Origin of the sequence: Streptomyces rectiverticillatus (assembly GCF_013394065.1) — a bacterium.
In the GTDB taxonomy this organism is placed as follows: Bacteria; Actinomycetota; Actinomycetes; order Streptomycetales; family Streptomycetaceae; genus Streptomyces; species Streptomyces rectiverticillatus.
Window position 1 is genome coordinate 4,681,592 of record NZ_CP040752.1, and the last position, 26,750, is coordinate 4,708,341.

General features: G+C 71.2%; 21 protein-coding genes. 10 read left to right on the forward strand and 11 right to left on the reverse strand.

Going from position 1 to position 26,750, the window contains the following annotated elements; translation table 11 throughout:
* Positions 1 to 616 precede the first annotated feature (616 nt).
* The gene (locus tag FGW37_RS20545; protein ID WP_179082393.1) at positions 617 to 2,680 is read left to right on the forward strand and encodes a thioredoxin domain-containing protein; all 2,064 of its coding nucleotides are present in this window, start codon (positions 617 to 619) and stop codon (positions 2,678 to 2,680) included.
* A 69-nt stretch (positions 2,681 to 2,749) separates the two neighbouring features.
* On the opposite strand, the gene FGW37_RS20550 is transcribed toward FGW37_RS20545, so the two are convergent.
* From FGW37_RS20550 to trhA, 3 genes are all read right to left on the reverse strand, one after another.
* Entirely contained in the window at positions 2,750 to 3,373 is a 624-nt protein-coding gene (locus tag FGW37_RS20550) for a TetR/AcrR family transcriptional regulator (RefSeq protein WP_179082394.1), read from the reverse strand.
* Between the two features lie 10 nt (positions 3,374 to 3,383).
* Complete coding sequence (locus tag FGW37_RS20555; protein WP_179082395.1) at positions 3,384 to 4,922, reverse strand: MFS transporter; 1,539 nt, start codon at positions 4,920 to 4,922, stop codon at positions 3,384 to 3,386.
* Positions 4,923 to 5,087: 165 nt separating this feature from the next.
* Complete coding sequence (trhA, locus tag FGW37_RS20560) at positions 5,088 to 5,846, reverse strand: PAQR family membrane homeostasis protein TrhA (protein ID WP_179082396.1); 759 nt, start codon at positions 5,844 to 5,846, stop codon at positions 5,088 to 5,090.
* 278 nt (positions 5,847 to 6,124) lie between these two features.
* Here trhA and FGW37_RS20565 point away from each other — a divergent pair, with 278 nt between their 5' ends.
* Positions 6,125 to 7,957 carry a phosphoenolpyruvate carboxykinase (GTP) gene (locus FGW37_RS20565; RefSeq protein WP_179082397.1) on the forward strand — a complete coding sequence of 611 codons (1,833 nt, stop codon included), beginning with the start codon at positions 6,125 to 6,127 and terminating at the stop codon, positions 7,955 to 7,957.
* Positions 7,958 to 8,032: 75 nt separating this feature from the next.
* Here the strand turns inward: FGW37_RS20565 and FGW37_RS20570 are convergent, their stop codons facing one another.
* From FGW37_RS20570 to FGW37_RS20585, 4 genes are all read right to left on the reverse strand, one after another.
* The gene (locus tag FGW37_RS20570) at positions 8,033 to 8,446 is read right to left on the reverse strand and encodes an SCO4983 family protein (RefSeq protein WP_179082398.1); all 414 of its coding nucleotides are present in this window, start codon (positions 8,444 to 8,446) and stop codon (positions 8,033 to 8,035) included.
* A gap of 112 nt (positions 8,447 to 8,558) precedes the next feature.
* The gene (locus FGW37_RS20575) at positions 8,559 to 9,770 is read right to left on the reverse strand and encodes a pyridoxal phosphate-dependent aminotransferase (RefSeq protein WP_179082399.1); all 1,212 of its coding nucleotides are present in this window, start codon (positions 9,768 to 9,770) and stop codon (positions 8,559 to 8,561) included.
* A gap of 76 nt (positions 9,771 to 9,846) precedes the next feature.
* Positions 9,847 to 11,478: an N-acyl-D-amino-acid deacylase family protein gene (locus FGW37_RS20580; RefSeq protein ID WP_179082400.1), complete on the reverse strand. Its 1,632-nt coding sequence runs from the start codon at positions 11,476 to 11,478 to the stop codon at positions 9,847 to 9,849.
* Between the two features lie 129 nt (positions 11,479 to 11,607).
* Positions 11,608 to 12,897 (reverse strand): amino acid deaminase, encoded by a 1,290-nt coding sequence (locus FGW37_RS20585; protein ID WP_179082401.1) that lies wholly within the window; start codon positions 12,895 to 12,897, stop codon positions 11,608 to 11,610.
* Positions 12,898 to 13,182: 285 nt separating this feature from the next.
* On the opposite strand from FGW37_RS20585, the gene FGW37_RS20590 reads away from it, so the two are divergent.
* The 5 genes from FGW37_RS20590 (at position 13,183) to FGW37_RS20610 (ending at position 17,951) form a co-directional block, all read left to right on the forward strand.
* Entirely contained in the window at positions 13,183 to 14,454 is a 1,272-nt protein-coding gene (locus FGW37_RS20590; RefSeq protein ID WP_425506655.1) for a sugar kinase, read from the forward strand.
* Positions 14,451 to 15,230, forward strand: a complete 780-nt coding sequence (locus FGW37_RS20595; protein ID WP_179082402.1) for an IclR family transcriptional regulator — start codon at positions 14,451 to 14,453, stop codon at positions 15,228 to 15,230. Before FGW37_RS20590 ends, FGW37_RS20595 begins: the two co-directional genes overlap by 4 nt.
* A gap of 7 nt (positions 15,231 to 15,237) precedes the next feature.
* Positions 15,238 to 15,651, forward strand: coding sequence for a RidA family protein (locus FGW37_RS20600; RefSeq protein WP_179082403.1), 414 nt, complete (start codon positions 15,238 to 15,240; stop codon positions 15,649 to 15,651).
* A 63-nt stretch (positions 15,652 to 15,714) separates the two neighbouring features.
* A complete protein-coding gene (locus FGW37_RS20605; RefSeq protein ID WP_179084814.1) occupies positions 15,715 to 17,313 on the forward strand; it encodes a GntP family permease in 1,599 nt (532 codons plus the stop codon).
* A 128-nt stretch (positions 17,314 to 17,441) separates the two neighbouring features.
* Entirely contained in the window at positions 17,442 to 17,951 is a 510-nt protein-coding gene (locus FGW37_RS20610; protein WP_179082404.1) for an RICIN domain-containing protein, read from the forward strand.
* A gap of 105 nt (positions 17,952 to 18,056) precedes the next feature.
* Here the strand turns inward: FGW37_RS20610 and FGW37_RS20615 are convergent, their stop codons facing one another.
* Positions 18,057 to 19,370 (reverse strand): M14 family metallopeptidase, encoded by a 1,314-nt coding sequence (locus tag FGW37_RS20615; protein WP_179082405.1) that lies wholly within the window; start codon positions 19,368 to 19,370, stop codon positions 18,057 to 18,059.
* Between the two features lie 373 nt (positions 19,371 to 19,743).
* On the opposite strand from FGW37_RS20615, the gene FGW37_RS20620 reads away from it, so the two are divergent.
* Positions 19,744 to 20,685, forward strand: coding sequence for a trypsin-like serine peptidase (locus tag FGW37_RS20620; RefSeq protein WP_179082406.1), 942 nt, complete (start codon positions 19,744 to 19,746; stop codon positions 20,683 to 20,685).
* Positions 20,686 to 20,794: 109 nt separating this feature from the next.
* Here the strand turns inward: FGW37_RS20620 and FGW37_RS20625 are convergent, their stop codons facing one another.
* Entirely contained in the window at positions 20,795 to 22,156 is a 1,362-nt protein-coding gene (locus tag FGW37_RS20625; RefSeq protein ID WP_179084815.1) for a chitinase, read from the reverse strand.
* Positions 22,157 to 22,327: 171 nt separating this feature from the next.
* On the opposite strand from FGW37_RS20625, the gene FGW37_RS20630 reads away from it, so the two are divergent.
* Positions 22,328 to 22,756 carry a DUF3592 domain-containing protein gene (locus FGW37_RS20630; protein WP_179082407.1) on the forward strand — a complete coding sequence of 143 codons (429 nt, stop codon included), beginning with the start codon at positions 22,328 to 22,330 and terminating at the stop codon, positions 22,754 to 22,756.
* 21 nt (positions 22,757 to 22,777) lie between these two features.
* Here FGW37_RS20630 and FGW37_RS20635 read toward each other — a convergent pair whose 3' ends face one another.
* Positions 22,778 to 23,353, reverse strand: a complete 576-nt coding sequence (locus tag FGW37_RS20635) for a hypothetical protein (protein ID WP_179082408.1) — start codon at positions 23,351 to 23,353, stop codon at positions 22,778 to 22,780.
* An 86-nt stretch (positions 23,354 to 23,439) separates the two neighbouring features.
* Positions 23,440 to 25,455 carry a hypothetical protein gene (locus FGW37_RS20640; RefSeq protein ID WP_179082409.1) on the reverse strand — a complete coding sequence of 672 codons (2,016 nt, stop codon included), beginning with the start codon at positions 25,453 to 25,455 and terminating at the stop codon, positions 23,440 to 23,442.
* A 251-nt stretch (positions 25,456 to 25,706) separates the two neighbouring features.
* Here FGW37_RS20640 and FGW37_RS20645 point away from each other — a divergent pair, with 251 nt between their 5' ends.
* Positions 25,707 to 26,597: a zinc ribbon domain-containing protein gene (locus tag FGW37_RS20645; protein ID WP_179082410.1), complete on the forward strand. Its 891-nt coding sequence runs from the start codon at positions 25,707 to 25,709 to the stop codon at positions 26,595 to 26,597.
* Positions 26,598 to 26,750: the final 153 nt, after the last annotated feature.

The window sequence follows — 26,750 nt, forward strand, 5'->3', positions numbered from 1 at the left end:
TCGCCGTTGCGGCGGGGGAGCTTTGCCGCCGCAGTGGTGATCAGCCGCGTAGATGCTTTCCGGCGGTGCCGGGCCGGCGTCGCCGGTGGGTGGTGTCCGCCCGGCCGGTCCAGGGCCCCGGTGGGTTCGGCTGTCGGTGTGCGGGATCTGCCGGGGTAGGCCGGGCACCGCCGGTGGCCGCCGTCGGGCGGCTCGCCGTTGCGGCGGAAGAGTTTGTCCGCCGCAGCGGTGATCAGCCATGTCGGCGGGTTCCGGCGGTGCCGGACTGGCGTCGGCTGTCGGTGTGCGGGGTCTGCCGGGTAGGGCCTGGCACCGCCGGTGGCCGCCGTGTCGGGCGTTTCGCCGTTGCGGCGGAGGGTTTGTTGGCCGCGGTGGTGATCAGCCGCGTCGGCGGGTTCCGGTGGTGCCGGACTGGTGTCGGCTGTCGGTGTGCGGGGTCTGCCGGGGTGGGCCTGGCACCGCCGGTGGCCGTCGTCGGGCGGCTCGCCGTTGTGGCGGAGGGGTTTGTCCGCCGCGGTGGTGATCAGGCATGTCGGCGGGTTCCGGCGGTGCCGGGTCGGGGTGGACACGGGGTCGCCGTCGCCCCGGAGGGAACCCCGTGCGCAAGGATGGGCGTATGCCCAATCGACTGGCGCACGAGACGTCCCCCTATCTCCTCCAGCATGCCGACAACCCGGTCGACTGGTGGCCGTGGTCGGCCGAGGCCTTCGCCGAGGCCCGGCGCCGGAACGTGCCGGTGCTGCTGAGCGTCGGCTATTCGAGCTGCCACTGGTGTCACGTGATGGCGCACGAGTCCTTCGAGGACGACGCCACCGCGGCCCTCCTCAACGAGCACTTCGTCTCCGTCAAGGTCGACCGCGAGGAGCGGCCGGACATCGACGCGGTGTACATGGAGGCCGTCCAGGCCGCCACGGGCCAGGGCGGCTGGCCGATGACGGTCTTCCTCACGCCCGAGGCCGAGCCGTTCTACTTCGGCACCTACTTCCCGCCCGCCCCCCGCCACGGCATGCCCGGCTTCCAGCAGGTCCTGGAGGGCGTGCACGCCGCGTGGCGCGACCGCCGCGAGGAGGTCGGCCAGGTCGCCGGCCGCATCGTGCGGGAGCTGTCCGAGCGCACGCTCGCCCTGGGCGTCGCGGCGGAGAAGGGCGCCCCGCCGCAGCCGCCGTCCGCCGAGGACGTGCACGCAGCCCTGCTGGCGCTCACCCGTGACTTCGACGCCGTGCGCGGCGGGTTCGGCGGGGCGCCGAAGTTCCCGCCGTCCATGACGCTGGAGTTCCTGCTGCGCCACCACGCCCGTACGGGCTCCGCGGGCGCCCTGGAGATGGTGCAGGCCACCTGCGAGGCGATGGCCCGGGGCGGCATCTACGACCAGCTGGGCGGCGGTTTCGCCCGCTACTCGGTCGACGCGGAGTGGGTGGTCCCGCACTTCGAGAAGATGCTCTACGACAACGCCCTGCTCTGCCGCGTCTACGCGCACCTGTGGCGCGCCACCGGCTCGGAGCTCGCCCGCCGCGTCGCCCTGGAGACCGCCGATTTCCTGGTCCGCGAGATGCGCACCGACCAGGGCGGCTTCGCCTCGGCCCTGGACGCGGACAGCGACGACGGAACCGGGCGGCACGCCGAGGGCGCCTACTACGTGTGGACGCCGCAGCAGCTGCGCGACGTGCTCGGCGAGGAGGACGCCCTGCTCGCGGCGTCACACTTCGGTGTCACGGAGGAAGGCACCTTCGAGGAGGGCGCCTCCGTCCTTCAGCTGCCCGACTCCGAGCAGCTCCTGGACGCGGGCAAGCTCGACTCCGTGCGCCGCAGGCTCCTCGCGGCGCGCGAGCAGCGGCCCCGGCCCGGCCGCGACGACAAGATCGTGGCCGCCTGGAACGGGCTCGCCATCGCCGCGCTGGCCGAGACGGGCGCCTACTTCGACCGGCCGGACCTCGTCCAGGCCGCCACCGATGCAGCCGACCTGCTGGTCCGTACGCACATGGACTGGCACGCCCGGCTCTTCCGCACCTCCCTGGACGGCACGGCCGGCGCCCACGGGGGCGTCCTGGAGGACTACGGCGACGTCGCCGAGGGCTTCCTCGCGCTGAGTGCCGTCACCGGCGAGGGCGTCTGGGTGGACTTCGCGGGCCTGCTCCTGGACACGGTCCTCACCCGCTTCACCGGCGCGGACGGCACGCTCTTCGACACCGCCGACGACGCCGAGGCGCTCATCCGCCGCCCGCAGGACCCGATGGACAACGCCGCCCCGTCGGGCTGGACCGCCGCCTGCGGAGCGCTGCTGACGTACGCCGCGTACACCGGCAGCACCACCCACCGCGAGGCGGCCGAGCGGGCGCTCGGCGTCGTCCGGGCGCTGGGCCCGCGGGCGCCGCGCTTCATCAGCTGGGGCCTGGCGGTGGCCGAGGCCCTGCTCGACGGGCCCCGCGAAGTCGCCGTCGTGGGCCTGCCCGACGACCCGGCCACCGCGGTGCTGCACCGCACCGCCCTGCTGGCGACGGCCCCCGGCCTGGCCGTCGCGGTGGGCGGGCCCCCGCCGGCGTCCGAGCCGGCCGCGGTCGAGGTGCCGCTGCTCGCGCACCGGCCGCTGGCCGACGGGCGTGCGGTGGCGTACGTGTGCCGCGGGTTCACCTGTGACGCGCCGACGACGGATCCGGAGGTGCTGGCGGAGAGCCTGCGCTGAGCCCGGCCGGGCAGGCGGGGCGTCAGCAGCACACAAGGGCGTCGGCACGCGGGCATCAGCGCGCGTGCGTCAGAGCGTCAGGCCCCGCGCCAGGACGTCCAGCGTCCGGCCGATGAGCGCGATCAGGTCACCCGTCTGCCCCTGCTCGACCCAGCACATGAGGGCCTCGTTCATCGCGGCGAAGACCGCACTGACGACGATGCGCAGCTCGATGTCGTCGGCCGGGCGCCCGGTGCGCTCGGCCAGGACGGTGCAGAGCATGCGCGCCGACTCCGTCATGCCCTCGGCGGCCCGGGCGCGCAGGGCGGGCACCTCGCGCATGAGCCGGGTGCGCTGGCGGAGCTCGGTCACGTCGTGGTCGAGGATGCGCTGCATCGAGGCGAGGACGCCCTGCCGGATGGCCTCGACCGGGGTCTCCGCCGCCGGGCGGGCCCGGATCGCGGCCTCCAGCACCGGGTCGTACTCGTCCGTGAGGACGATGTCCTCCTTGGTGGGGAAGTACCGGAAGACGGTGCTGGGGGAGACGTCGGCGGCTTCCGCGATCCGGTCGACCGGCGTCGCGTCGTAGCCCTGCTGCTCGAAGAGCCGGTAGGCGGCGCGGCGGATCGCCTGACGGGTCTGGATCTTCTTCCGCTCGCGCAGTCCGAGCCGGGGCCCGGCCTGTGCGGCGGAAGGTGTTTCTGCGGAGGCCATGCCTGCATTCTCAGGCATCGGCCTTCCGTGGAACCACTTCCCGGACCTCCGCGGGCCGCGCCGCCCCGGCCGGCCTGCCGGGCAGGAAGGCGGCGGTGAGGGCCGCGGCGGCGATGGCCGCGATGCCGCAGGCGAGCAGGGCGAGGTCCATGCCGTGGACGAAGGCGGCGTCCGCCGACCGGGCGAGTGCCGTGTCCCCGAGCCGCGCGGCCACCTGGTGCGCGGCCACCACGGAGTCGCCCGCGGCGCTCGCCGCGGCGGGGGGCAGGCCGCCGGTGTCGAGGCGGTCGGCGAACGAGCCGGCGATGAGGCTGCCGAGCACCGCGACGCCGACGGCCCCCGCGACCTGACGTAGCGTCATCAGCAGTCCGGAGCCGCTGCCCGCCCGGTCCCGGGGCAGTGCGCCGAGCGCGCCGTCCATGGCCGGGAGGATCCCGAAGCCGAACCCGAAGCCGGCGAGCGTCAGCCACAGGGCGGTGAAGCCGTAGCCGTCGCCGACGTCCGTACGGCTGCCGGTCAGCGCGGCGGCGGCGAGCAGGAGCAGGGCGCCGGGGATGACGACGCGCGAGCCGAAGCGTTTGGCGAGGGGCCCGGCGGCGCGCGAGGCCACCAGCAGCCCGCCCATCATCGGCAGCATCCGCAGCCCGGTGCCGAAGGCGTCCTGGCCCTGGACGGTCTGCAGGTGCTGGGGGACGACGAACAGCAGACCGGTCAGGACGAAGGTCACCAGGGCCGCGGCCAGGGTGTTCCAGCGGAACGCCCGGTTGCGCAGCAGGGACACGTCCAGCACGGGCCGGGCCGAGCGGCGCTCGCGCAGCACCAGGGCGGTGAGCAGGAGGACGGCCGCGGCGAGTGCGCCGAGCACGAGGGGTGAGGACCAGCCGCGCGCCGGGCCCTCGTTGACGCCGGTGATGAACGCGGCGAGGCCGGTGACGGTCAGGGCGGTGGACCGGAGGTCCACCTTCGGGGAGGCGGGGTCCCTGGTCTCGGGGAGCAGGAAGAGGCAGGCGGCGATGCCGAGGGCCACGAGCGGGACGTTGACGAGGAAGACCGACCCCCACCAGAAGTGGTCCAGCAGCCAGCCGCCGACGATCGGGCCGAGCGGCATGCCGAGCGCGGAGGCGGCCGAGACGGCGCCCAGTGCGCGGGAGCGCTCCTCGGCGGGGAAGAGTGACGGCAGCACGGACAGGGCGAGCGGCATGATCAGCGCGCCGCCCGCGCCCAGGACCACGCGGGCGGCGACGACGAGCCCGGGGCTGGTGACGAACGCGCCGAAGAGCGATCCGGCGAGGAAGATCCCGAGGCCGGCCAGGAGCATCCGGCGGCGGCCGAAGCGGTCGCCGAGCAGGCCCGCGGGGAGCATCAGGGCGGCGAAGACGACCAGGTAGGAGTCGGCGATCCAGGTCTGTTCGGCGCTGTCGGCGCCCAGCTGGGCCGCCATCTCCGGCAGGGCCACGTTCAGGATCGTGCCGTCGAAGCCGAGGACGAGCATGCAGGCGACGAGGGCGCCGAGGGCCCACCACCGGCGGGGGTCGGGACGGGTGCTCATGACACACCTCCGAGAGAGAGTTGGAGTCAAATGACAGTAACTCTCAAAAGATTGACGCTGTCAATCGGAGGGTTGGTAGAGGGCGGCTCGGGCATGACAAAACGGCCGCGACCTCTGCGGTCGCGGCCGTCCTGTGAAGGCGGGGAGGGGGGAGGGGTGGCGGGCTCAGGCGTGGGTGTAGGCCACCAGGGAGATGCCGACGTAGTGGACGACGAACGCCGCCAGCGTGAGCGAGTGGAAGACCTCGTGGAAGCCGAACCAGCGCGGCGAGGGGTTCGGCCGCTTGATTCCGTAGATCACGCCGCCGGCGCTGTAGAGCAGCCCGCCGACGATCACCAGGACGAGGACGGCGATGCCGCCCTTGCGCAGGAAGTCCGGAAGGAAGAAGACCGCGGCCCAGCCCATGGCGATGTAGCAGGGGGTGTAGAGCCAGCGCGGGGCGCCGACCCAGAAGACGCGGAAGGCTATGCCTGCCGCGGCGGCGGCCCAGACGGCCCACAGCAGCACTTCTCCGCGGCCGCCGGGGACCAGCAGCATCGTCAGCGGGGTGTACGTACCGGCGATGATCAGAAAGATGTTCGCGTGGTCGAGGCGGCGTAGGACGGCATTGGCGCGGGGGCTCCAGTCGCCCCGGTGGTAGAGGGCGCTGATGCCGAACAGCGACCCCGCGGTCAGGACGTAGACGGCGCACGCGATCCGGCCGCGCGTGCTGTCGGCGAGGGCGGTCAGGAAGACGCCGGCGATCAGCACGGCGGGGAACATGCCCGCGTGCAGCCAGCCGCGCAGGCGCGGCTTCACGGGGACCGGCGGGTCGGCGGACAGGGCGGCGGCGGAGGGTGCGGCCCCGGCGGGGAGGGCTGCTGCGGCCGCGGCGCCGGCGGGCACGGGGAGCGCGGAAGGCGCTGCGTCGGGCGCGGGAGTCATGGCCGACATGCTACCTACGCCACCGTAAGTTACGGATCAGTACCGCGTGGCGATGGTCACGGGGGCGCCCCCTGGACAGAATGTCAGCGGAGTCGGATGATCAAATGAGTGCGGGCGGCACCGGATGAGCAGTCACGAAGCGTCTGGGTCGCAGCCCCCAAGGGGCATCCATCCATAGAAGCGGACTTCAGAAGCGGACTTCGCGGGCGAAGCGGGCGAGTCCGTCAACCCTCAACATCTACGCCGGCCAGTGTGGATTCCGGCGGGACGGAGCGATCGTGGCGCGCAGTGATGCGGCTCCCACCACCCCCACCCAGCACCAGGAGCTGATCTCCTGGGTCGACGAGATCGCCGCCCTCACCCAGCCGGACCGCGTGGTCTGGTGCGACGGTTCCGAGGCGGAGTACGAGCGCCTGTGCGGGGAGCTCGTCCGCAAGGGCACCTTCAAGAAGCTCGACCCGGTCAAGCGCCCCAACTCGTACTACGCCGCCTCCGACCCCGGCGACGTGGCGCGCGTCGAGGACCGCACGTTCATCTGCTCCGAGAAGGAGGAGGACGCCGGCCCGACCAACCACTGGAAGGCCCCCGCCGAGATGCGGGAGATCTTCACCGGTGAGCAGGGCATCTTCCGCGGCTCCATGCGCGGCCGCACCATGTACGTCGTGCCCTTCTGCATGGGCCCGGTCGGCTCCCCGCTGTCCGCGATCGGCGTCGAGATCACCGACTCGGCCTACGTCGCCGTCTCCATGCGCACCATGACCCGGATGGGCCAGGCCGTCCTCGACGAGCTCGGCACCGACGGCTTCTTCGTCAAGGCCGTCCACACCCTCGGCGCACCGCTCGCCGAGGGCGAGGCCGACGTCCCGTGGCCGTGCAACACCACCAAGTACATCTCGCACTTCCCCGAGGACCGCGAGATCTGGTCCTACGGCTCCGGCTACGGCGGCAACGCCCTGCTGGGCAAGAAGTGCTACGCCCTGCGCATCGCGTCCGTCATGGCGCGCGACGAGGGCTGGCTCGCCGAGCACATGCTCATCCTCAAGCTCACCCCGCCCCAGGGCGAGTCCAAGTACGTCGCCGCGGCCTTCCCGTCCGCCTGCGGCAAGACCAACCTCGCCATGCTGGAGCCCACGGTCTCCGGCTGGACCGTCGAGACCATCGGTGACGACATCGCCTGGATGCGCTTCGGCGAGGACGGCCGCCTCTACGCCATCAACCCCGAGGCCGGCTTCTTCGGCGTCGCCCCCGGCACCGGCGAGCACACCAACGCCAACGCCATGAAGACCCTGTGGGGCAACTCCGTCTTCACCAACGTCGCCCTCACCGACGACGGCGACGTGTGGTGGGAGGGCATGACCGAGGAGCAGCCCGCCCACCTGACGGACTGGAAGGGCAACGACTGGACCCCGGCCTCGTCCACCCCGGCCGCCCACCCCAACGCCCGCTTCACCGTCCCCGCCTCGCAGTGCCCGATCATCGCGCCCGAGTGGGAGGACCCCAAGGGCGTGCCGATCTCCGCGATCCTCTTCGGCGGCCGCCGTGCCTCCGCCGTCCCGCTGGTGACCGAGTCCTTCGACTGGCAGCACGGTGTCTTCCTCGGCGCCAACGTCGCCTCCGAGAAGACCGCCGCCGCCGAGGGCAAGGTCGGCGAGCTGCGCCGCGACCCCTTCGCCATGCTGCCCTTCTGCGGCTACAACATGGGCGACTACATGGGCCACTGGGTCAACGTCGGCAAGGCTGCAATCTCCAAGGGGGACCAGTCCAAGCTCCCGAAGATCTACTACGTCAACTGGTTCCGCAAGGACGCGGACGGCCGGTTCGTGTGGCCGGGCTTCGGTGACAACAGCCGCGTCCTGAAGTGGATCGTCGACCGCCTCGACGGCCGCGCCGAGGGCGTCGAGACCCCCATCGGCGTCCTGCCGACCCGCGAGGCGCTCGACACCGAGGGCCTGCGGATCTCCGACGAGGACCTCGACCTGCTGCTGACGGTCGACGAGGAGGTCTGGCGCGAGGAGGCCGCGCTGATCCCCGAGCACCTGAACACCTTCGGTGACCACACCCCGAAGGAACTGTGGGACGAGTACCGGGCGCTGGTACAGCGCCTGGGCTGACGACGCGACGCCCGCCTCGGGGGTTCCGGGGCGGGTCCCGCTGCCGGCGGCGCTCGTGAGGCGCCCCGGCTCCGATCAGTCGGCGATGCCCAGGGCCTCCGCATGCGCTTGCAAACGCTCTGCCGTGAGTGCCTCGCCGGCGGTGTCCTTCGCCGCCGAGGCGACGACCAGGGCCTGGCCGGAGAGCTGGTGGGCGCGTTGGTGCAGGGCCATGATGCGGGCCGGGGTGGCGTGGCCGGTGGACGGGGTCGCGCGGAGGGGAGTGGCGCCGCGCAGGGTGGTGACGAGGGCGGCCAGCCGGTCCGCGGCGTCGTCCAGTGACCTGGACGGGGCGAGGGCGCGGAGCTCGTCGGTCACGGTCAGCAGCGCCGTGAGGTGCCCCGTGAGCCGGATGTCCAGCTCCTCCTCGCGGGAGCGGTGCAGGCTGCGCTTGCTCCAGCGCTGGGCGGCCAGGGAATGGACCGATTGCGTCCGGATTGGCTCGTACATGGATGGCCTCCTGGAAATACCTCAGAAGGCCATCCTAACTTAGATTCTGTCTAAAGTTGTCTCGTGTGTAGAAGGGGTCGCCGCCGCCGACGGGCTTCAGGCGGCTCTGCCGTTACGGCTGCCCGTAACCGTCCAGAAAGTTCCCGATCCGCGTCACCGCGTCCGCCAGGTCCTTGGAGTTCGGCAGCGTGACCAGGCGGAAGTGGTCCGGCTCCGGCCAGTTGAAGCCCGTGCCGTGCACGACCATGATCTTCTCGGCGCGGAGCAGGTCCAGCACCATCTGCCGGTCGTCCTTGATCTTGTAGACCTTGGGGTCCAGCCGCGGGAAGGCGTACAGCGCGCCCTTCGGCTTCACGCACGTCACGCCCGGGATCTGCGTCAGCAGCTCGTGCGCGACGTCGCGCTGCTCCAGGAGCCGGCCGCCGGGCAGCACCAGGTCGTTGATCGTCTGCCGGCCGCCGAGGGCCGTGGCCACCGCGTGCTGGGCGGGCATGTTGGCGCACAGGCGCATGTTCGCCAGGATCGTCAGGCCCTCGATGTAGCTCTCGGCGTGGGCCTTGGGGCCGCAGACCGCCATCCAGCCGCTGCGGTAGCCGGCCACCCGGTAGGCCTTGGACAGGCCGTTGAAGGTGAGCGTCAGCAGGTCCGGGGCGATGGCCGCGGTGGGGGTGTGGGTGACGCCGTCGTAGAGGATCTTGTCGTAGATCTCGTCCGAGCAGACGATCAGGTTGTGCCGGCGGGCGATCTCGGTGAGGCCGCGCAGCATCTCGTCGTCGTAGACCGCACCCGTGGGGTTGTTCGGGTTGATGATGACGAGGGCCTTGGTGCGGTCGGTGATCTTGCGCTCGATGTCCGCCAGGTCCGGCATCCAGTCCGACTGCTCGTCGCAGCGGTAGTGCACGGCGGTGCCGCCGGCCAGGGAGACCGAGGCCGTCCACAGCGGGTAGTCCGGGGCCGGTACGAGGACCTCGTCGCCGTCGTCGAGCAGGGCCTGCATCGACATCTGGATCAGCTCCGAGACGCCGTTGCCGAGGTAGACGTCCTCGACGGACAGGTCGATGCCCTTGGTCTCGTAGTGCTGCACCACCGCGCGGCGGGCCGAGAGCAGGCCCTTGGCGTCGCCGTAGCCGTGGGCGTCGCCCACGTTGCGCAGCATGTCCTCGAGGATCTCCGGCGGGCACTCGAACCCGAAGATCGCGGGGTTGCCGGTGTTCAGCTTGAGGATGCGGTGACCTGCCGCCTCCAGCCGCATGGCCTCCTCGAGCACCGGGCCACGGATTTCGTAGCAGACGTTGGCGAGCTTCGTTGACTGGATCACCTGCATGACGGCCACCATACGGGGGCTCCGGGCGGCGTGCGCGCCGTTTCCGGGTCCCCCGCCGCCGCCGCGAAGAGGCCGATCACGCCGCCGCGGTGCGCCGGACGGCCCGGCCGGCCAGGACGTCCGTCCGCCGTCCGTCTTCCATCACAAAGCGTCCCGCAATCAGGACATAAGGAATGCCGGTCGGAAGGGTCCGAGGGGCTTCGAAAGTGGCACCGGCGGCCACCGTCTCCGGATCGAAGAGAACGAGATCGGCGCGCTGCCCGACGCGCACGAGACCCCGGTCGGGCAGCCTCAGACGCGCCGCGGGGCGCGACGTGAGATGCGCCACGCACTCCTCCAGAGAGAGCACGCCGAGCTCCCGCGCGTACCGGCCCAGGTAGTGCGGAAACGTGCCGTACGCGCGCGGATGCGGCTTGGCGCCGTGCAGGATGCCGTCGCTGCCGCCGGTGTGCACGCGGTGCCGCATGATCGTGCGGACGTTCTCCTCGTGGCCCACGTGCTGCAGGATCGTCGGCCCGAGCCGGTCCGCGATCAGCAGCCGGCGCGCGGTCGCCCACGGCTCCTCGCCGCGCTCGCGGGCCGCGCCCGCCACCGTCCTTCCGACGTGCGCCGCGGCGAGGGCCGGGTCGGATACGCCGGAGATCTCGATCGCGTCCCAGTCGATGGGCACCCCGTGGCAGCCGTCCGCGCCCTCCACCTCCATCGCGTACCGGATGCGCTCGGCCGCCGCGTCGTCGCGAAGGCGCCTCAGCACCGCTTCCGGGCCGCCCTCGCCCGCCCAGCTCGGCAGCATCGCCGCGAGCGTGGTGCAGCCGGGGGTGTAGGGGTAGGTGTCGAGTGAGATGTCCGCGCCCGCGGCGAGTGCGGAGTCGAGCAGGGCCAGCAGCTCCGGGGCGCGGCCCTCGTTCACCCCGAAGTTCATGGTGGCGTGGGCCAGGTGAAGGGCGCAGCCGGCGGCCCGGCTGAGGGCGATCATCTCCTCGTACGCGGCGAGGGCGCCCGCGCCGTACGAGCGGTGGTGCGGGCAGTAGTAGCCGCCGTACGAGGCGACGACGCGGCAGAGCTCCGTCAGCTCTGCGTCGCCCGCGTACATGCCGGGCGTGTACGTCAGCCCGGACGACAGCCCGACCGCGCCCTGCTCCAGCCCCTCGGCGACGAGCCGTTTCATGCGGCCGAGCTCGGTGGCCGTGGCGGGCCGGTCCTCCCAGCCGACGGCGAGCGCGCGCACGGTCCCCTGCGGGACGAGGTAGGCGGCGTTGACGGCGATGCCCTCGCCCAAGCCGTCGCCGGCGAAGCCGTGGTCGAGGCGGTCCAGGTACTCGCCGACCGAACGCCAGGAGAAGTCGACGTCCGAACCGTCGCCGTTCCAGCCGGTGATCTGGGCGCGGACCCCGGCGAGCGTACGGTCGTCGACGGGCGCGTACGACAGCCCGTCCTGGCCGACGACCTCCAAGGTCACCCCCTGCGCGGCCTTCGCCTCGTGGGCGGGGTCGCGGAGGAGGGCCAGGTCGCTGTGGGCGTGCATGTCGATGAAGCCGGGGGAGAGGGCGAGGCCCGTCGCGTCGACGACGCGGGGGGCGCTGGGACGGGGGCCCTCGCCCGGGCGCCGGATCTCGGCGATCCGCCCTCCGGCCAGGCCGACGTCGGCCCGGTAGGAGGGCCCGCCGGACCCGTCGATGACGCGCACGTTGCGGAACACGGTGTCCATGAGCGGTCCCTTCGGCAGTCGGTAGGGGGCTCGGTGGGAGTGGGTGGGGGAGGCGGGGGGGGCGGGGTCGGTGCGGGCAGGCTCGGCCCCGGAAGGCCCCCGCACCGGGGTCAGAAGAACGTGGCGGGGTCAGAAGAACGTACGGACGTAGTCCGTGACCGTGCCGTCCTCCGTGGCCAGCGGAATCAGCTGCCACTTGTCGAACACCGTGCACGGGTGCGACAGCCCCAGCCCCACCCAGTCCCCGACCTCCAGCTCCACGCCCTCCGCCAGTTCCACGAACGCGTGCTGGTCGGCCAGCCCGATCACGGTCATGCCCTCGCCGCCCCGCACCGACCCGTCCCGTGCCGAGCGCACCGCCCGTACCACCGGCAGGTCCAGGTCGTAGGGGACGTCGCGCTTGCCCGCGTTGAGGTACGCGCGGCCGGGCTCCGGGCGGGAGACGACCTGGGCCCAGAGGCGGAAGGCGGGGCGGAGTTCGCCTTCCTCCGGGTGCCGGTTGAAGGGGGTCTTCTTCCGGTACGCGACGTCGTCGTGGGTGATGTACGCCCCCGACCGCAGCAGCTTCAGCACCGGCGCCGACAGCTCCGGCAGCTCCGCGAAGACCTCGGCGACCGCGTCGAACCACGCGCTGCCGCCCGCGCTGACGACCACCTGCTCCACTCCGGCGAACCGGCCCGCCTTGTCGAACTCGACGGCCAGCGCGGTCAGCCGGCGCAGCCACGCGCGGACGAGGTCGCCGTCGGCGCCCGGGATCTCCGCCTCGTAGCCGCCGACCCCCGCCAGCCGCAGGGTGTTCACGGAGGCCACCGCCTCGGCCACGGCCGTGCACTCGGCCTCGGTGCGGGCGCCCGTGCGGCCGCCGACGGCACCCAGCTCGACGACGACGTCGAGCGGGCGGGAGGCCCCGGCCTCGCGGAGCGCGGCGTCCATCAGCTCGACGCCGCGCACGGAGTCGACGTAGGTGAACAGGCGGAACTCCGGGTCGGCGGCCAGCTCGGCGGCCAGCCAGCGCAGGGCGGCGGCGTCCACGACTTCGTTGGCGAGGAAGACGCGGCGTATGCCGAAGGCGCGGTAGACGCGGACCTGGGAGACCGTCGCGGCAGTGATCCCCCAGGCGCCGTGCGCGATCTGACGCTCCAGCAGCTGCGGGGCCATGGTGGTCTTGCCGTGCGGGGCGAAGGCCAGGCCGTGGCCGGTGGACCAGCGCTCCATGAGGGCGAGGTTGTGGTCGAGCGCCTCCGCCGAGAGGGCGAGCACGGGCGTGGTGAAGCCGCCCGTGAACAGCGAGCGGCGCTCGGCGGCCAGGGCGCCGACGGTCAGGCCCTCGGCGTCCGGGGGCAGGCCCTTGAAGCGGTGGTCGACGCGGGTGTCCGCGAGGCGGGCGACGGCGTCGGTGGTCGCGTCGGCGGTGGCCATGGAGCCTCCCGGGGAGTCGTGTGTACGTCGCATGTGCATGTCGAGTTCTGTTGCGCACTGTGCAACGCTCATTGTGTAGAGCGCTGGCTGCTGTCTAACATCCCGCCAAGTACGGGGTCAACGGTCATCTCGCGCCGTGAGAGCGACCGTGACAGGACGCGTACACAACCGGCACCACTGGCACCACTGGCATCACCGACCGAGGAGCGAGGGCCGACCGTGACCGCAGCCGCCGCCGCAGCCGCCGCCCCGACACCTCCAGGCGGCCTCCCGGACGCCGACGTCGTGTGCCTCGGCGAGTCGATGGTCGCCTTCCGCCCCGCGCAGCCGGAGCCGGGCCCCCTCGCCGGCGTCGCGTCCTTCGACCGCGGCATCGGGGGAGCGGAGTCCAACGTCGCCTGCGCACTGGCCGCCGCCGGGCACCGGGCGAAGTGGGTGAGCCGGGTCGGCGCGGACGCCTTCGGTGACCACCTGGTGGCGGCGATCGCCGCGTACGGCGTGGACGTATCGGCGGTCCAGCGGGATGCCGGGCGGCCCACGGGCGTGTACTTCCGCACGGCGGGGGAGCGGGGTGTGAGGCTTCCGGGGCGGGGGCGCCCCGAACCCGGCCCTTCCGAGCCGGGGCTTCCTGAGGCGGGGCTGTCCGGGTCTGGGTTTCCCGAGCCCGGTCTGTCCGAGCCCGGTCTGTCCGAGTTCCGGATTCCCGAGCCCGGGCTCTCCGGGTCCGGGCCTGCCGCGCCGGAAGCCCCCGCGTCAGAGCTCCCCGCAGACCCTTCCGGGCCTCCCTCCGCCGCTCCCCTCTCCGAAGTCCTCTACTACCGTGCCGGATCCGCCGCCTCCGCCATGTCGCCGGCTCTCGTCCGCCGCGCGACCGCGTGGTCCGGCCGCATCCTGCACCTCACCGGCATCACCGCCGCGCTCTCCGCCGGCTGCCTCGCCCTCGTACGCGACCTCACCGAGCCCCGCCCCGGCCGCCGCCCCCTCGTCTCCTTCGACGTCAACTACCGCGCGGCGCTGTGGCGGGATGCCCCCGCCGGGCGCAACGCCTCCGCCGGACCCGCCGTCCTGGCCGCCCTCGCCCGCCGGTGCGACCTCGTCTTCGTCGGCGAGGACGAGGCGGAGGCGGCCTGGGGCGTCCGCGGCGCCGCGGCGATACGGGCCGCGCTGCCCGAGCCGCGGGTCCTCGTCGTCAAGCACGGGGCCGCCGGGGCGACGGCGTACGTACGCGGCGCCGCCGGCACTCCCCCAGCCGACGCAGTCGTCTTCGTCCCCGCCCTCTCCGTCGACGTCGTCGCACCCGTCGGCGCCGGGGACGCGTTCGCCGCCGGTTTCCTCTCCGGCACGCTGCGCGGGCTGAGCGTCGAGCGGCGGCTGCGCCACGGCCACCTCATGGCCGCCGCCGCGCTGACCTCCCCCGGCGACCTCGCCGCCCCGCCCCGGCGCGACCTCGCCGACCGGCTCGCGGCCCTAGGCGCCGAGGAGTGGGGGAGGCTGCACCTCGGCCCGGGCTGGACGGAGACCACGACCGTGACCGCCGCCGCGAAGGAACGCACATGAGCCAGACCGTCGACCGCGCCCTGCGGATCCTGCCGCTGCTCGCCGAGGGGCCGGCCAACCTGGAGCAGGTGGCGGCCCGCCTCGACGTCCACAAGTCGACCGCGCTGCGCCTGCTGCGCACCCTCCACGAGCACGGCATGGTCTACCGGCAGCAGGACCAGCGCTACCGCCTCGGCACCCGCCTGTTCGCCCTCGCCCAGCAGGCCGCCGAGAACCTCGACGTCCGCGAGATCGCCCACCCGCACCTCGTCGCGCTCAACGAGCGGTGCGGGCACACCGTGCACCTCGCCGTGTACGAGGACGGCGAGGTCCTCTACATCGACAAGGTCGAGAGCCGCTACCCCGTACGGATGTACTCGCGCATCGGCAAGCCCGTCGCGATCACCGTCGCCGCCGTCGCCAAGCTGCTTCTCGCCGACCTGCCCGAGCCCGAGCGCCGCGCCGTCGCCGAACGCCTCGACTACCCCGCCTACACGGCCCGTTCGACGCCGGACGCCGCCGCCTTCCTCAAGGAGCTCGCGACCGTGCGCGAGCAGGGCTGGGCCACCGACTTCGGCGGCCACGAGGAGTCCATCAACTGCGTCGGTGCACCGGTCCGCGGCACCGACGGGCGCGTCGTCGCCGCCTGCTCGATCTCCGCGCCCAACGTCGTCGTCGGCGCGGGCGAGCTCCTCGAACTCCTCCCGCTGCTGCGCCGCACCGCGGAAGCCGTCAGTGCGGAGTACTCCGGCACCACACCGCCACCGCCACCACCACCGGCACCCGTCAGGAAGTAGTCACGCCATGACCGAGAAAACCGAGAAGATCGCCATCACGCCCGCCACCCACACCACCCCGCCCGCGAAGTTCTCGCACGGGGTGAAGAAGGGCAACATCCTGCAGGTCGCCGGGCAGGTGGGCTTCCTGCCCGCGGAGGAGGGGCAGCCGCCGACGCCCGCCGGGGACACCCTGCGCGAGCAGACCCTGCAGACCCTCGCCAACGTCAGGGCGGTCCTGGAGGAGGGCGGCGCGACCTGGGAGGACGTGATCATGATGCGGATCTACCTCACGGACACCGCCCACTTCGCGGAGATGAACGCGATCTACAACGAGTACTTCGCCGACCTGAAGTCCGTCCCCGCGGCCCGTACGACCGTCTACGTCGGCCTCCCCGCCGGCCTGCTGATCGAGATCGACGCACTCGCCGTCCTCGGCTGACGGCCGTACCGGGGCCGGGGGGTGCTCGCCGTGACCGTCACATCCGATACAGCTACAGCCGTCATACCCTTCACCTCCGGCAGGTCCGGCACGTCCGTCACGTACGCGGCCGAGGGACGCACGGGAGGGCTCCTGGCCCTCGTACCCGGCACCGCCGGGCTCCTGACGGTCGCCGCCCTCGGCATCGCGCTGCTCCTGCTCCTGATCATCAAGGTCAGGCTGCAGCCGTTCGTGGCCCTGCTGGCCGTCTCGGTCGCCGTCGGACTCGGCGCCGGGCTGTCCGTGACGGAACTGTTCGGCACGGTCCAGAAGTCCGGCGCGGTCCCGCTCGTCGAGGCGGGCATGGGCGGCACCCTCGGTCACATCGCCGTCATCATCGGACTCGGCACGATGCTCGGCTCGGTCCTGGAGGTCTCCGGCGGCGCGGAGGCCCTCTCCGCGCGGCTGCTCGCCCTCTTCGGCGAGCGGCGCGCGCCCCTCGCGATGGGGGTGACCGGGGTGCTCTTCGGCATCCCGGTCTTCTTCGACGTGGGCATCTTCGTCCTCGCGCCGATCGTGTACGCGGCCGCGAGGCGGAGCGGGAAATCGATTCTGCTGTACGCGCTGCCGATGCTCGCCGGGCTGTCCATGACCCACGCCTTCCTGCCGCCCCACCCGGGCCCGGTGGCCGCGGCCGGGCTGCTGCACGTGGACCTCGGCTGGGTGATCCTCATGGGCGCCGCGGCGGGCCTGCCGGCGGTGCTGGCGGCATGGGGGTACGCGGCGTGGATCGGCCGCCGCGTCTTCGTCCCCGTACCGGCCGACATGGCCGAGGCGGCGGAGGAGGCGAAGCGGGCGGTGGCCGCGCAGAGCCGTGCGCCCGGCGAACGGGCCGCGCCCGGCGAACGGGCCGCGCCGGAAGGACGGGCCGCGCCCGGGGAGCGGGATGCCTCCGAGAGCCCGGTCGCGCCCGAGAGTCCGGCCGCGCCCGAGAGTCCGGCCGCGCCCGAGAGCCCGGTCGCGCTCGGCACCCTGCTCGCCGTCATCGGCACACCCCTGCTCCTCATCCTCCTCGCGACGTTCTCCTCCGTGGTGTTCGCACCGAGCACGGGTCGCTCGGTGGTGGAGTTCTTCGGTCACCCCTTCGTGGCGCTGACCATCGCCCTGCTCCTGGCGTACTGGCTCCTGGGCCTGCGGCGCGGCTGGTCCCGCGCCTCGCTGGAGGCCGTCTCGACCGCGTCGCTGAAGCCGGTGGGCAACATCCTGCTCGTCGTCGGCGCGGGCGGGATCTTCGGCGCGGTCCTCAAGGGCAGCGGGGTGGCCCAGGCCCTGGCCGGTACGTTCGACGGCGCGGGGCTGCCGGTCATCGTCCTGGCCTGGCTGCTCGCGGTCGTACTGCGGGTCGCGCAGGGCTCGGCGACGGTCGCGATCGTGACGACGGCGGGCATCGTCGCCCCGCTGCTCTCCGGCAGCGGCTCCTCCCAGGCCCACCTCGCGCTGGTCATCGTCGCGGTGTCGGCGGGCTCGATCTTCGCCTCGCACGTCAACGACGGCGGCTTCTGGATGGTGGCCAAGTACTTCGGCATACCGGAGCGGGAGACGCTGAAGTCGTGGACGGTGCTGGAGTCGGTGCTGTCGGTGGCGGGGTTCGCGGTGGCGGGAATACTCAGTGTGATGGTGTGAAAGGGTGATATATCCTCAAGCCTGATCGAGGACATGCCTGACGGGGGCCATGACTTGAGGACGATGGGGGACAAAAGTTGAAGGCCTTTGCGCGGCTCGTGACCGTTGCGGTGTCCGGAGCGGCTCTCGTGCTGACGGCAGCGGGCACCGGCCAGGCCGCCGCCGACGACGGCAGCACGCTGCTGGTCACCACGCAGGGCGCGATATGCCTGGAGATAGAGAACTCCAGCAAGAGCAACGGCGCCCTGGCCCAGCAGTGGTCCTGCAAGGGCCAGCCGGGTGCCGAGTGGAAGTTCGTCGAGGTGAGCGGCTCCGGCGACGACACCCTGTACCAGCTCGTGAACGTCAACAGCGGCAAGTGCCTGGAGATCGCGGACTCCCGCACGGACTACGGCGCCCCGATCCAGCAGTGGACCTGCGTCAAGGGCCTTGCGACCCAGCAGTGGCGCTATTACAACCTCGTTCTCGCCAACAACAACGGCTCGTACGCGACCGTCGTGAAGGGGGACGACGGATGGGCGAGCCGGAAGAACGGCGCGCGGGTCGTGAACGGCCCCTCCTCGACGTGGCACCAGTGGGACCCGGCGGACCGGCCGATCTCGGTCGTGGACGAGTCCAAGCCCCGCCGGGCCCGCTGAACCGCCCCGCCGGGCCCGCTGAACCGCCCCGCGGGGCCCGCTGACCCGCTCCGCCGGGCCCGTTGACCCGGCGGAGCGGAGCGCCCACGGTGCAGTGCTGCAGGCCTACTTGCAGTACTGCGCCTCCTTGCCGATGACCTGGTACATGCAGTCCGACGCCTCCAGCAGTTGCAGCACCGCGTCGCGGTTGCGCGCCGTCTCGCGGCCGATGACCTCGTCGGGCGGGTAGAAGCCGCCGCCCGCCCCGCTCTCGTTCGGATACATCTCGAAGGTGTACGAGAAGATCCGCTGGTCGCCCCAGAGCCAGTCGTCGATCGTCCCGTCGGTGATGTAGAGGTCGCTGGACTGCTCGGGCGTGTAGCCGTTGCTGGCGGCCATGGACTTGCCGAGCGTCGCGTAGACGTCGTGTTCGTCCTGGGTCATGCCGGGGCCGGTGTCGTTGTACGTGTAGCCGAAGGGCCACAGCACCAGCTCGCTGTACGTGTGGAAGTCGATCGCGGCCTTGATCTGCTGCTTGCCGCCGACGATCCGGCTGCGCGTGAAGTCGGCGACGACCTTCACCTCGGGTGCGGATTCCGGCGCCGAGCCGCGGTAGGTCTCGGAGCCGGTGCTGCCGGAGGAGCCGTTGCAGCAGCCCCACTTGAAGTTCCAGTTGCGGTTGAGGTCGGTGCCGGTGCTGCCGGATCCGGCGTTGGGCTGCCGGTTCTTGCGCCAGCTGCGGTACGAGCCGGTGGCGATGTCGTATTCGCCGCCGTCGGGGTTGACGTCGGGCACGACCCAGATCTCGCGGCTGTCGACCATCTTGGTGATCCGCGGGTCGCTGCCGTACTTGGAGCCGAACTCCTTGAGCAGATAGAGGGCCATCTCGACGGTGAGGTGCTCGCGCGCGTGCTGGTGCGCGGTGAAGAGGACCTCGGGTTCGTCCTCGTCGGCAGCCACGTTGTCGCTGATCTTGACGGCGACGATCTCGCGGCCCTCGTACGACTTGCCGATGACTTTCTTGCTCATGACCGACGGGTACTTGGCGACGCCGGCGTCGATCTCCGCCATCGCCTCGCGGTAGTTGTGGTACCCGGCGTCGGCGGGCGGGAAGTCGTACGGCTCGGGGGAACGGCCCTCCGTGCGGTCCGGCGGCCCGGGCAGCAGGCTGACCTTGTAGCCCATCCGGCGGACGCGCTCGGCCTGGTCGGCATCCGCGGTGATCACGACGGAGCCGTGACGCACGGCGTCGATGGCGGCGCCGGTCGCGGCCACGGCGGTGCGCTGGGCGGCGGTACGAGGGCCGGTGACCTCGTACGCCCGGGACCTTCCCTCGGTGGTCTTCTCCTCCGTGTCCCGCGAGGCGGCGGGGACGGCCAGGGCCAGGGTGAGCACGGCGGCGAGGGCGGTGGCCCATCTGCCGTGCGAGCGGGGTCGCATGCGGTCTCCTGGGGGGTTCCGGTAGTGCGACGGGTGGGGGGTGTGCGCGGGTGGAGCAGGACGTGCAGGTGGAGCGGGACGTGCAGGTGGTGCAGGTGGTGCATTTCGTGCAGGTGGTGCATAGCGTGCGGGCTGTGCGGGGTGTGCGTAGGGTGCGGGTAGTGCCCGGGGGCGCGTGGTCAGTGTCGGAGGATGTCATGAACTGGTCAACGCGTCCGAACGGGAGATTCAGGCCAACTTCCCTTTCACTTGCGACCGGTTGATTGCGCGCGCCCTCAGGGGCACCAACAATGCACACGTCAAAACCGAACGGAACTTCGGCCCGGATCCGGCCCGGGCGGCCCGGATCCGTCTCAGAGAGGAACCACCCCCCATGAGAAGACCTCTCGTCGGCGCGCTCACCACCACCCTCCTCCTCGCCGGAGCGACCATGGCCGGCGCCGGAACCGCCACCGCCGTTTCCCCGGACGGGGGAGCGGCTGCGGCTGCGGCGGCGACTGCTGCCGCGGGCTCAGGCGCGAGCACGGGTACGGACGCTGAAGCAAAGGCGTCCGCGTCCGCGTACGCCAAGGGCACGCCCAAGGCGGTCGACTTCGCCGGCACCGTGGCGCTCAGCAATTGCTCCGGCTCCCTGATCCGCCTGCCGAGCTCGTCCGACAACGACCCCGGCCTCGTCATGACCAACGGACACTGCCTGGAGACCGGCATGCCGGGCCCGGGCGACGTCATCACCGACAAGCCGTCCACCCGCACGTTCAGCCTGCTCGACTCCAGCGCGAACAAGGTCGCCACGCTGCGCGCGACCAAGATCTCGTACGCGACGATGACCGACACGGACGTCACGCTGTACGAGCTGAACACAACATATGCGCAGATCAAGCAGCGCTACGGGATCAACGCGCTCAGCCTGTCGGCGGACCACCCGGTGAGCGGTACGCCGATCAAGGTCGTCTCCGGGTTCTGGAAGCGGATCTACAGCTGCAACATCGACGGCTTCGTCTACCGCCTGCGCGAGGGCGACTGGACCTGGAAGGACTCGCTCCGCTACACCCCGTCGTGCAACACGATAGGCGGCACGTCCGGCTCGCCGGTGATCGACACGAACACCGGGAAGGTCGTCGCCATCAACAACACGGGCAACGAGAGCGGCGAGCGCTGCACGATGAACAACCCGTGCGAGGTCGACGAGAACGGCCAGGTCACCGTGCGGAAGGGCATCAACTACGCCCAGGAGACGTACGGCATCGCCAAGTGCATCAAGGCCGGTAACAAGGTGGACCTGAGCCTGCCGGACTGTGCGCTGCCGAAGCCCTGATCGTCGCCTGATCGTCGTTCGTACCCCTCCTCTCTGCTACCGGATCCGCTGCCGGACGGGCCCGCGGGCCCGTCCGGCAGCAGGGGGATGCGCGGGGCGCCGGGAGGGACTACGGCAACCCGTGGACGTGCGGCCCCACCGCACCGGACCAGGCGTTGCCGGCCGCGGCGTCCCAGTTCGTCGACCACGTCATCGCCCCGCGGATCCCGGGATACGTCTTCGACGGCTTGAACGCACCGCAGCCGGTGCCCTTCGCCAGGCAGTCCAGGGCGTTGTTGACGACGGACGGGGACACGTACCCGCCGCCCGCCGCACGCGGAGAGGCCGGCAGGCCCAGGCCGACCTGCGAAGGGTCGAGACCGCCTTCGAGCTGGATGCAGGCGAGCGCGGTGAGGAAGTCGACGGACCCCTGCGCGTACACCTTCCCGTCGCAGCCGTTCATCGACCCGCTGTTGTAGTACTGCATGTTGACGACCGTCAGGATGTCCTTGATGTTGAGGGCCGTCCGGAAGTAGCTGGCGGACGTCGACTGCATGTCGATCGTCTGCGGCGCCATGGTGATGACGAGCTTGCTGCCCGCTTTCGCCGAGAGCGCGCGCAGCGCCTGTGTCATGTACGTCGGGTTGAGGCCGTTCTCGAGGTCGATGTCGACGCCGTCGAACCCGTACTTCTGCATCAGGGCGTAGACGCTGTCCGCGAAACGGGCGGCGGAGGCCGCGTCGTTGACGGTGACCGTGCCGCGCTCGCCGCCGATGGAGATGATGACGCTCTTGCCGGCCGCCTGCTTGGCGGCGATGTCGGCCTTGAACTGCGCCTCGGAGTAGTTCAGCGCGGGATCGAGCCGGAAGTCGACCGCGCCCGGCGTCGCCGTCGCGTCGGCGAAGGCGACGGCGATGATGTCGTACTGGCTCTGTACGTCACTGATCTTCTGGACGGTGGCGCCGTTGCTGAAGTTCTGCCAGTAGCCGGTCACCGCGTGCTTGGGTACCGAGGGCCCGCCCGGGCCGGGGCCGGGGCCCGGGTCGCCGCCGTCGGCGGTGGTCGTGGCGGTCACGGCCTTGAGCCCGCCCGGAGCGCCCGGAACCGGCTCGCCGGGCTCGCCGCCGCCCGGCCCCTGCACCCACGCACTCAGCGTGTAGGACGAACCGGGCCGCACGGCGACGGCCTGGGCACACCGGGCGTTGTCCGCCCCGGCAGGCGAGGCCTTGAGCGCCCCGCCCCCGCCGTGCACGGGCGCCCCGACGGCAACACCACTGCCGCCGGAACACGACCATCCGGCGAGCCCGTCCTCGAACCCGGGATTCCTGGCGAGATTGCCGTCGGCGGCTGCTTGCGCCGGGCTCGCGCCGCCGAACAGGGGGAGGAGACCGGCCAGGAGGAGGGTGACGGCGGCGAGGAGGGGGGTGCGGGGGGTGCGGGGGGTGCGAGGTGCGTGAGGGGCGTGAGATCTGCGGGGTCTGTGATGCCTGATACGAGATGGGCGTGAGCGATCCACTGGTGCCTCCGGTGGGGAGTGGGGGGATCGGGAGGGACGGCGGCCACCGTATGGGCGTACAAGTTGGTCCAGACCATTAGCCGTGTCAAGAGTCCGGACACCGGGAGAGCCCGAGTACCAGGCGCCGCCCTGCTTAGGGTGAGGGGCATGACCACCCTCATAGTCCTTCTGCTCTTCGTGGCGGGCACCGCGTGGGTCCTCTTCAAGTGCCTGCGCGAATTCCTGACCGCGCTGAGGTCCGTCTTCTTCGGACAGCGCGCGGAGGGCCGCTGCGTGCGCAGCTACGGGACGGAGGGGGCCGACGGCTTCACGCGCATGCACTACGTCTACGGCTTCACCACCGCCGACGGCCGGGCAGTGGAGTTCGAGGAACCCACCATGCTCATGCGGGAAGGCAAAAAGGTCACCGTCCGCTACCGGGCGGACGACCCGGAGCGGACGGCGACCATTACCGGACCGCGCACCCTGTCTCCCATGCTCGGGAGCGCTTTCGGGGTGCTGCTGAGCGGTGCCTTCTTTCTGCTGAGTGCGGTACTGCTCTGGCTTTACGTGGTGAAGGTCTGGCCGAAGCAGTAGAGGGGCTTCAGCGGGGCGGGGTCAGCCCGTTACCTTGACGGACTTGATGACCCCGTCCAGATCATCCTGCGAGAGCTTCCCCTTCGGCGCGGTGATGCGCACCACCCAAGGACGGTCGTCCTTGTCCATGCCGACGATGTCGACAGCCGTCATTTCCGTGTCCCGCGGGGGAGAGTCGTCCTCGCCGCTGGACTTGAACTCGTGATCGATGCGCACGGCCTTGCCGGCCCCGGCGACCTTGATGTCCTCTTTGCCCTTGGGCGTGCCACCGAGTTCGTACGGTGCCTCCGCGCCGGCCACCGCCATATCGAGGTCGCTGGTCTTCATGAATTTCACCTGGGCCACGATGCGGGCGACGGTCTTGCCGCCCTCCACCAGATCGGCCTCGGCCGTGGCGGTCTTGGGCAGTTTGTCCTTCGCCAGCTCCTTGAAGCCCTTCGGATAGGCGACGCTGACCTGCTGCGCGTCAAGCGTCCGCCACCCCTCCGGGACGGCTGCCTCGGCGCTCTTCTCACTACCGCAGCCGACCACGAGAGCGCCCAGGAGGGCGGTGGTCGCGGCGGCTGCCGTGGCGCGGCGTGCGGTGGTGGTGATCATCGAGTGCTCACTCTCTGTGGGTCTGTCCGGCAGAGTACGGCGCAAGGTTCACGGCTCAAGGCTCACGGCTCAAAGGCGCGGAGCCGCTACTTCGAGCAGAGCGTCATCGGCACATAGCTCCGCTTGCCGTCCTGTGGAGCGCCGAGGAACTCTGCGTCCTCCTGGCGGACCTTTTCCTTGTTGCCTTCGAAGCTGGCCGTGTAGCCGAAGGAGGCTACGCCCAGGTTGAGTTCGGCGCCGAATTCCGCGGCATCGGTCACACCGTCGTAGGTGAGCCTGCTGGACCTGCCGTCGTCGAAGAGCAGCTGACCGAACTTGTCGTCGTCGCCGGGACGGTTCGTGGGCGCCTCGTCGGAAAGCAGCATCTCAAGGGGTTTGCCGTATTTGCTGTTGCCGTTCAGCCAGTTCTGAGCGGTCTTCTGCTTGTCCGGGGTGTTGAGCTCGATGGTGGTGGTGACGACTTCGGTCACAGTGTCCTTCGCCGAGGCGCTGCCCGACCCCTTGTGCTTGGACTTGCCCGCGTTCTTGTTGTCCTTGCCCTTCTTGTTCTTGTCCGGGACCTTTTCGTCGTCGGAGACCTCGTGCTTGCCGCCCGCCTTGCCGGACGTCTCCTCGGTGCGGGTCATGATGATCCGCTTCAGCTTCCCGTCCTTGTCACGGGTGACCGTGAGGGCTCCGGTGACCCCGGCCCCGTACTCCGCGGAAGCCTTGCTTCCGCCGGCGCCGGCCTCGCCGGTCGCGGCACCCTCCACCTTGAATGCGAAGGTCTTGGACGTCGTGTTGTTGATGCCGTCCTTGGTGATCGTCGCGGTCGGGGCGACCTTGACCTTGCCGCCGAGCTTGCCCGTGACCTCGTCGTTGATCGAGCCGGACATCTTGAGCTCTCCGGCCCCCTCGACGCCCACCGAACCGTAGGAGAGATGGCCGGCGTTAATGGTGTTGTTGACTTCCTTCTGCAGCTTCAGATATTTGTCGGCAGCGCGCGAGGCCACCAGGGGAGAGTCCCTGGCGTACTGCATTCCGGACTTGGCGCTCTCCAGGCTCTCCAGCTTCTCGCGGAACTCGTCGGCCTCCTCCTGGCTGTCGAACTGCCAGGTGTCGCCGGCCGTCACCTTCACGCTCGCGGACAGCTCGACCTCGGACTCGCCGTCCTCGTCGAGCTTGCCGACCTTCGCGCCCCACTTGGGGGAGTAGGCGACGCCGGCCTTTCCGGCCTCGCTGAAGGTGAGCCGGACCTTGTCCTTGTACACGGGCTTGCCGTCCTTGCCCAGGACGGGGTTCCCGTTCTTGTCGACCTCACGGACCTTGAACTTCTGCTGCTGGAAGCCGTACTCGTTGCCGAACTTGAACCAGGCAATCTTCACCTCCTGGCCCGCCGTACTGCTGGTGTTGGCGGTGTTGCACATCGTCGGCTCGAAATAGGAATCGGGCTTCTTGGCGCTTGCTCCGTCCTTGCCCGGCGCCGGACAGCCGCCGCCCAGGGCCTTGCAGAGCTTCGCCTTGATCTGCTCGCCGATCGCCTTGCCGGCGCCCGTGGCCAGCAGTCCGGCCATCACCGCCACGACCACCACGACCATGCCGATGTATTCCGTCGCGGTCACGCCCAGGTCGTTCCAGGGGTACTCCCCGCTGCCGCCGCTCGACCGCCGCAGCCGCCCGAGCACGAGCCCTGCGGCACCGCCCAGGACGAGGGCTGCGGCCGCCATGCCGATGCCCTCGGCGACGATGAGGTCCCAGCCCTCCACGATGGTCCGCGTGGAGGTGATGACCGGAACTCCCAGCGCGGCCAGCAGGTACAGGGGCAGGGAATCCCTGTGCGGGTCCGGCAGGAGACGTGCCGCCGCCCAGACGGCCAGCGTGATGTACAGCGTGTTGGGCACGTAGATGATGGCGACCCGCCACCCGAAGGAGGCGAGCCGCTCCGCAGTCGCGAGTTCGTCGAGGATCGCGGCATTGAGCAGCAAGCCGGACGCGAAGAGGACGACGACCGCGGCCGCCCAGGAGCGCACCACCGAGAAGAAGACGTTGGAGCGCTGCGGAGGCGGCGTCCGGTAGGGGCTGTACATCTGGTTGGAGCCAAAACTCTTGCCTATGCCGCTCATTCCCCCGAGCCCTCTGTCCTTGATCGTTTCTGGCTGACGCTAGCCTGCGGTGATCATCAGCGCATGGGCCCACGGGCCCAGGCCCGGGCCTAAAGAGCCGGGGTGCGGCTCCGTCCGCGCATCCGTGCCGGTAAGGGCAGGTGTTCTCCGGGCTCCCCTGGCGCGGATAAAGTGCTGCTGCAGTTGTACGGGGGAGAATGATTTGCGGTCGCCTGCAGCACTGGGTGGCCGGAGGGGACAGGGAATCAGACGTGGCGACCGCGATAGCAGTTACCAGTCCTGATCTGGTACTGGCGCCGCTGGACGGGCGGACGCCGTCCGCAGCGGTGCTCCGGCCTCCGGGCGAGCAGTCGCTGGACGATGCCCTCGCCGGCATGCAGGCGCTGGTGGAGCAGTGCGGTCACGTGATCGTGCTCTACCCCTCGTCCCTCGCCGTGCCGCACGAGCGCAGGCTCCAGACGATCCGTTCGGTTCTGGAGAACGGCAGGATCGCTCTGGTACGGGTGGATCTGCCGCCCCTGGCGCTGGCCGTGCTCGCGCGGCAGCTGCGTCAGATCTCCGTGTTCGACTTCGGCGCCGGTGTCGTCGGGTCGGCGGCGCTGCTGTTCTCCCATTACCTGTACGCCGGCGCCCTGCTGAACTCCGTGGCCAAGCTCGACCACGTGGCTGTCGGTCTCAAGGCCCATGCGAAGTCCTGGGTCCCGGGTTCGCAGTTCGGCGTTCTCGCCGGACCCACGCCGCAGCTGATCAAGATCGGCACCGACGGCACCACGCTCGCAGGGCCGAAGTTCGGCACCTACCTGACCGTGGCTCAGGGACGTATCCCCTCGGACTGGGTCACTTCGACCCTTGCCCCCGCCTGGGCCGTCCAGGCCCTCCACCAGGCCGAGTTGCCCAAGGAGTCCCTCCGCTGGTGGGGAACGGGCAAACTGGTCGAGTTCGTCGCGGCGATCGGGGATACTTCGGTGCTCGCGCAGCTCGTAGCCTCCGTGCAGCGGCAGCCCTGTCCGTGGTGCGGGCTGGAGCTCATAGGCGAGCGCTGCGTGTTCTGCGCCGCGCCTCTCTCACCTCATGCGAACCAACAGTCGCGCAGCGGCGTCGTTAGTCCCGAAACCGGGCTGCAGGGGCAGTCCGCCGAGTGACCCGCAGAGGGCGCCTCCCGGCCGCACGCCGCCGCGCGGCCGAGGCGGCGTGCCCTCGCGGCACTTCTCCCGAGCACGAAGCGAGTACCGAGCAAGCTCCAGCGCGTCCCGCACCGCCGCTCACCGCATCCACCCTTGAACGAGGTAGTCCGC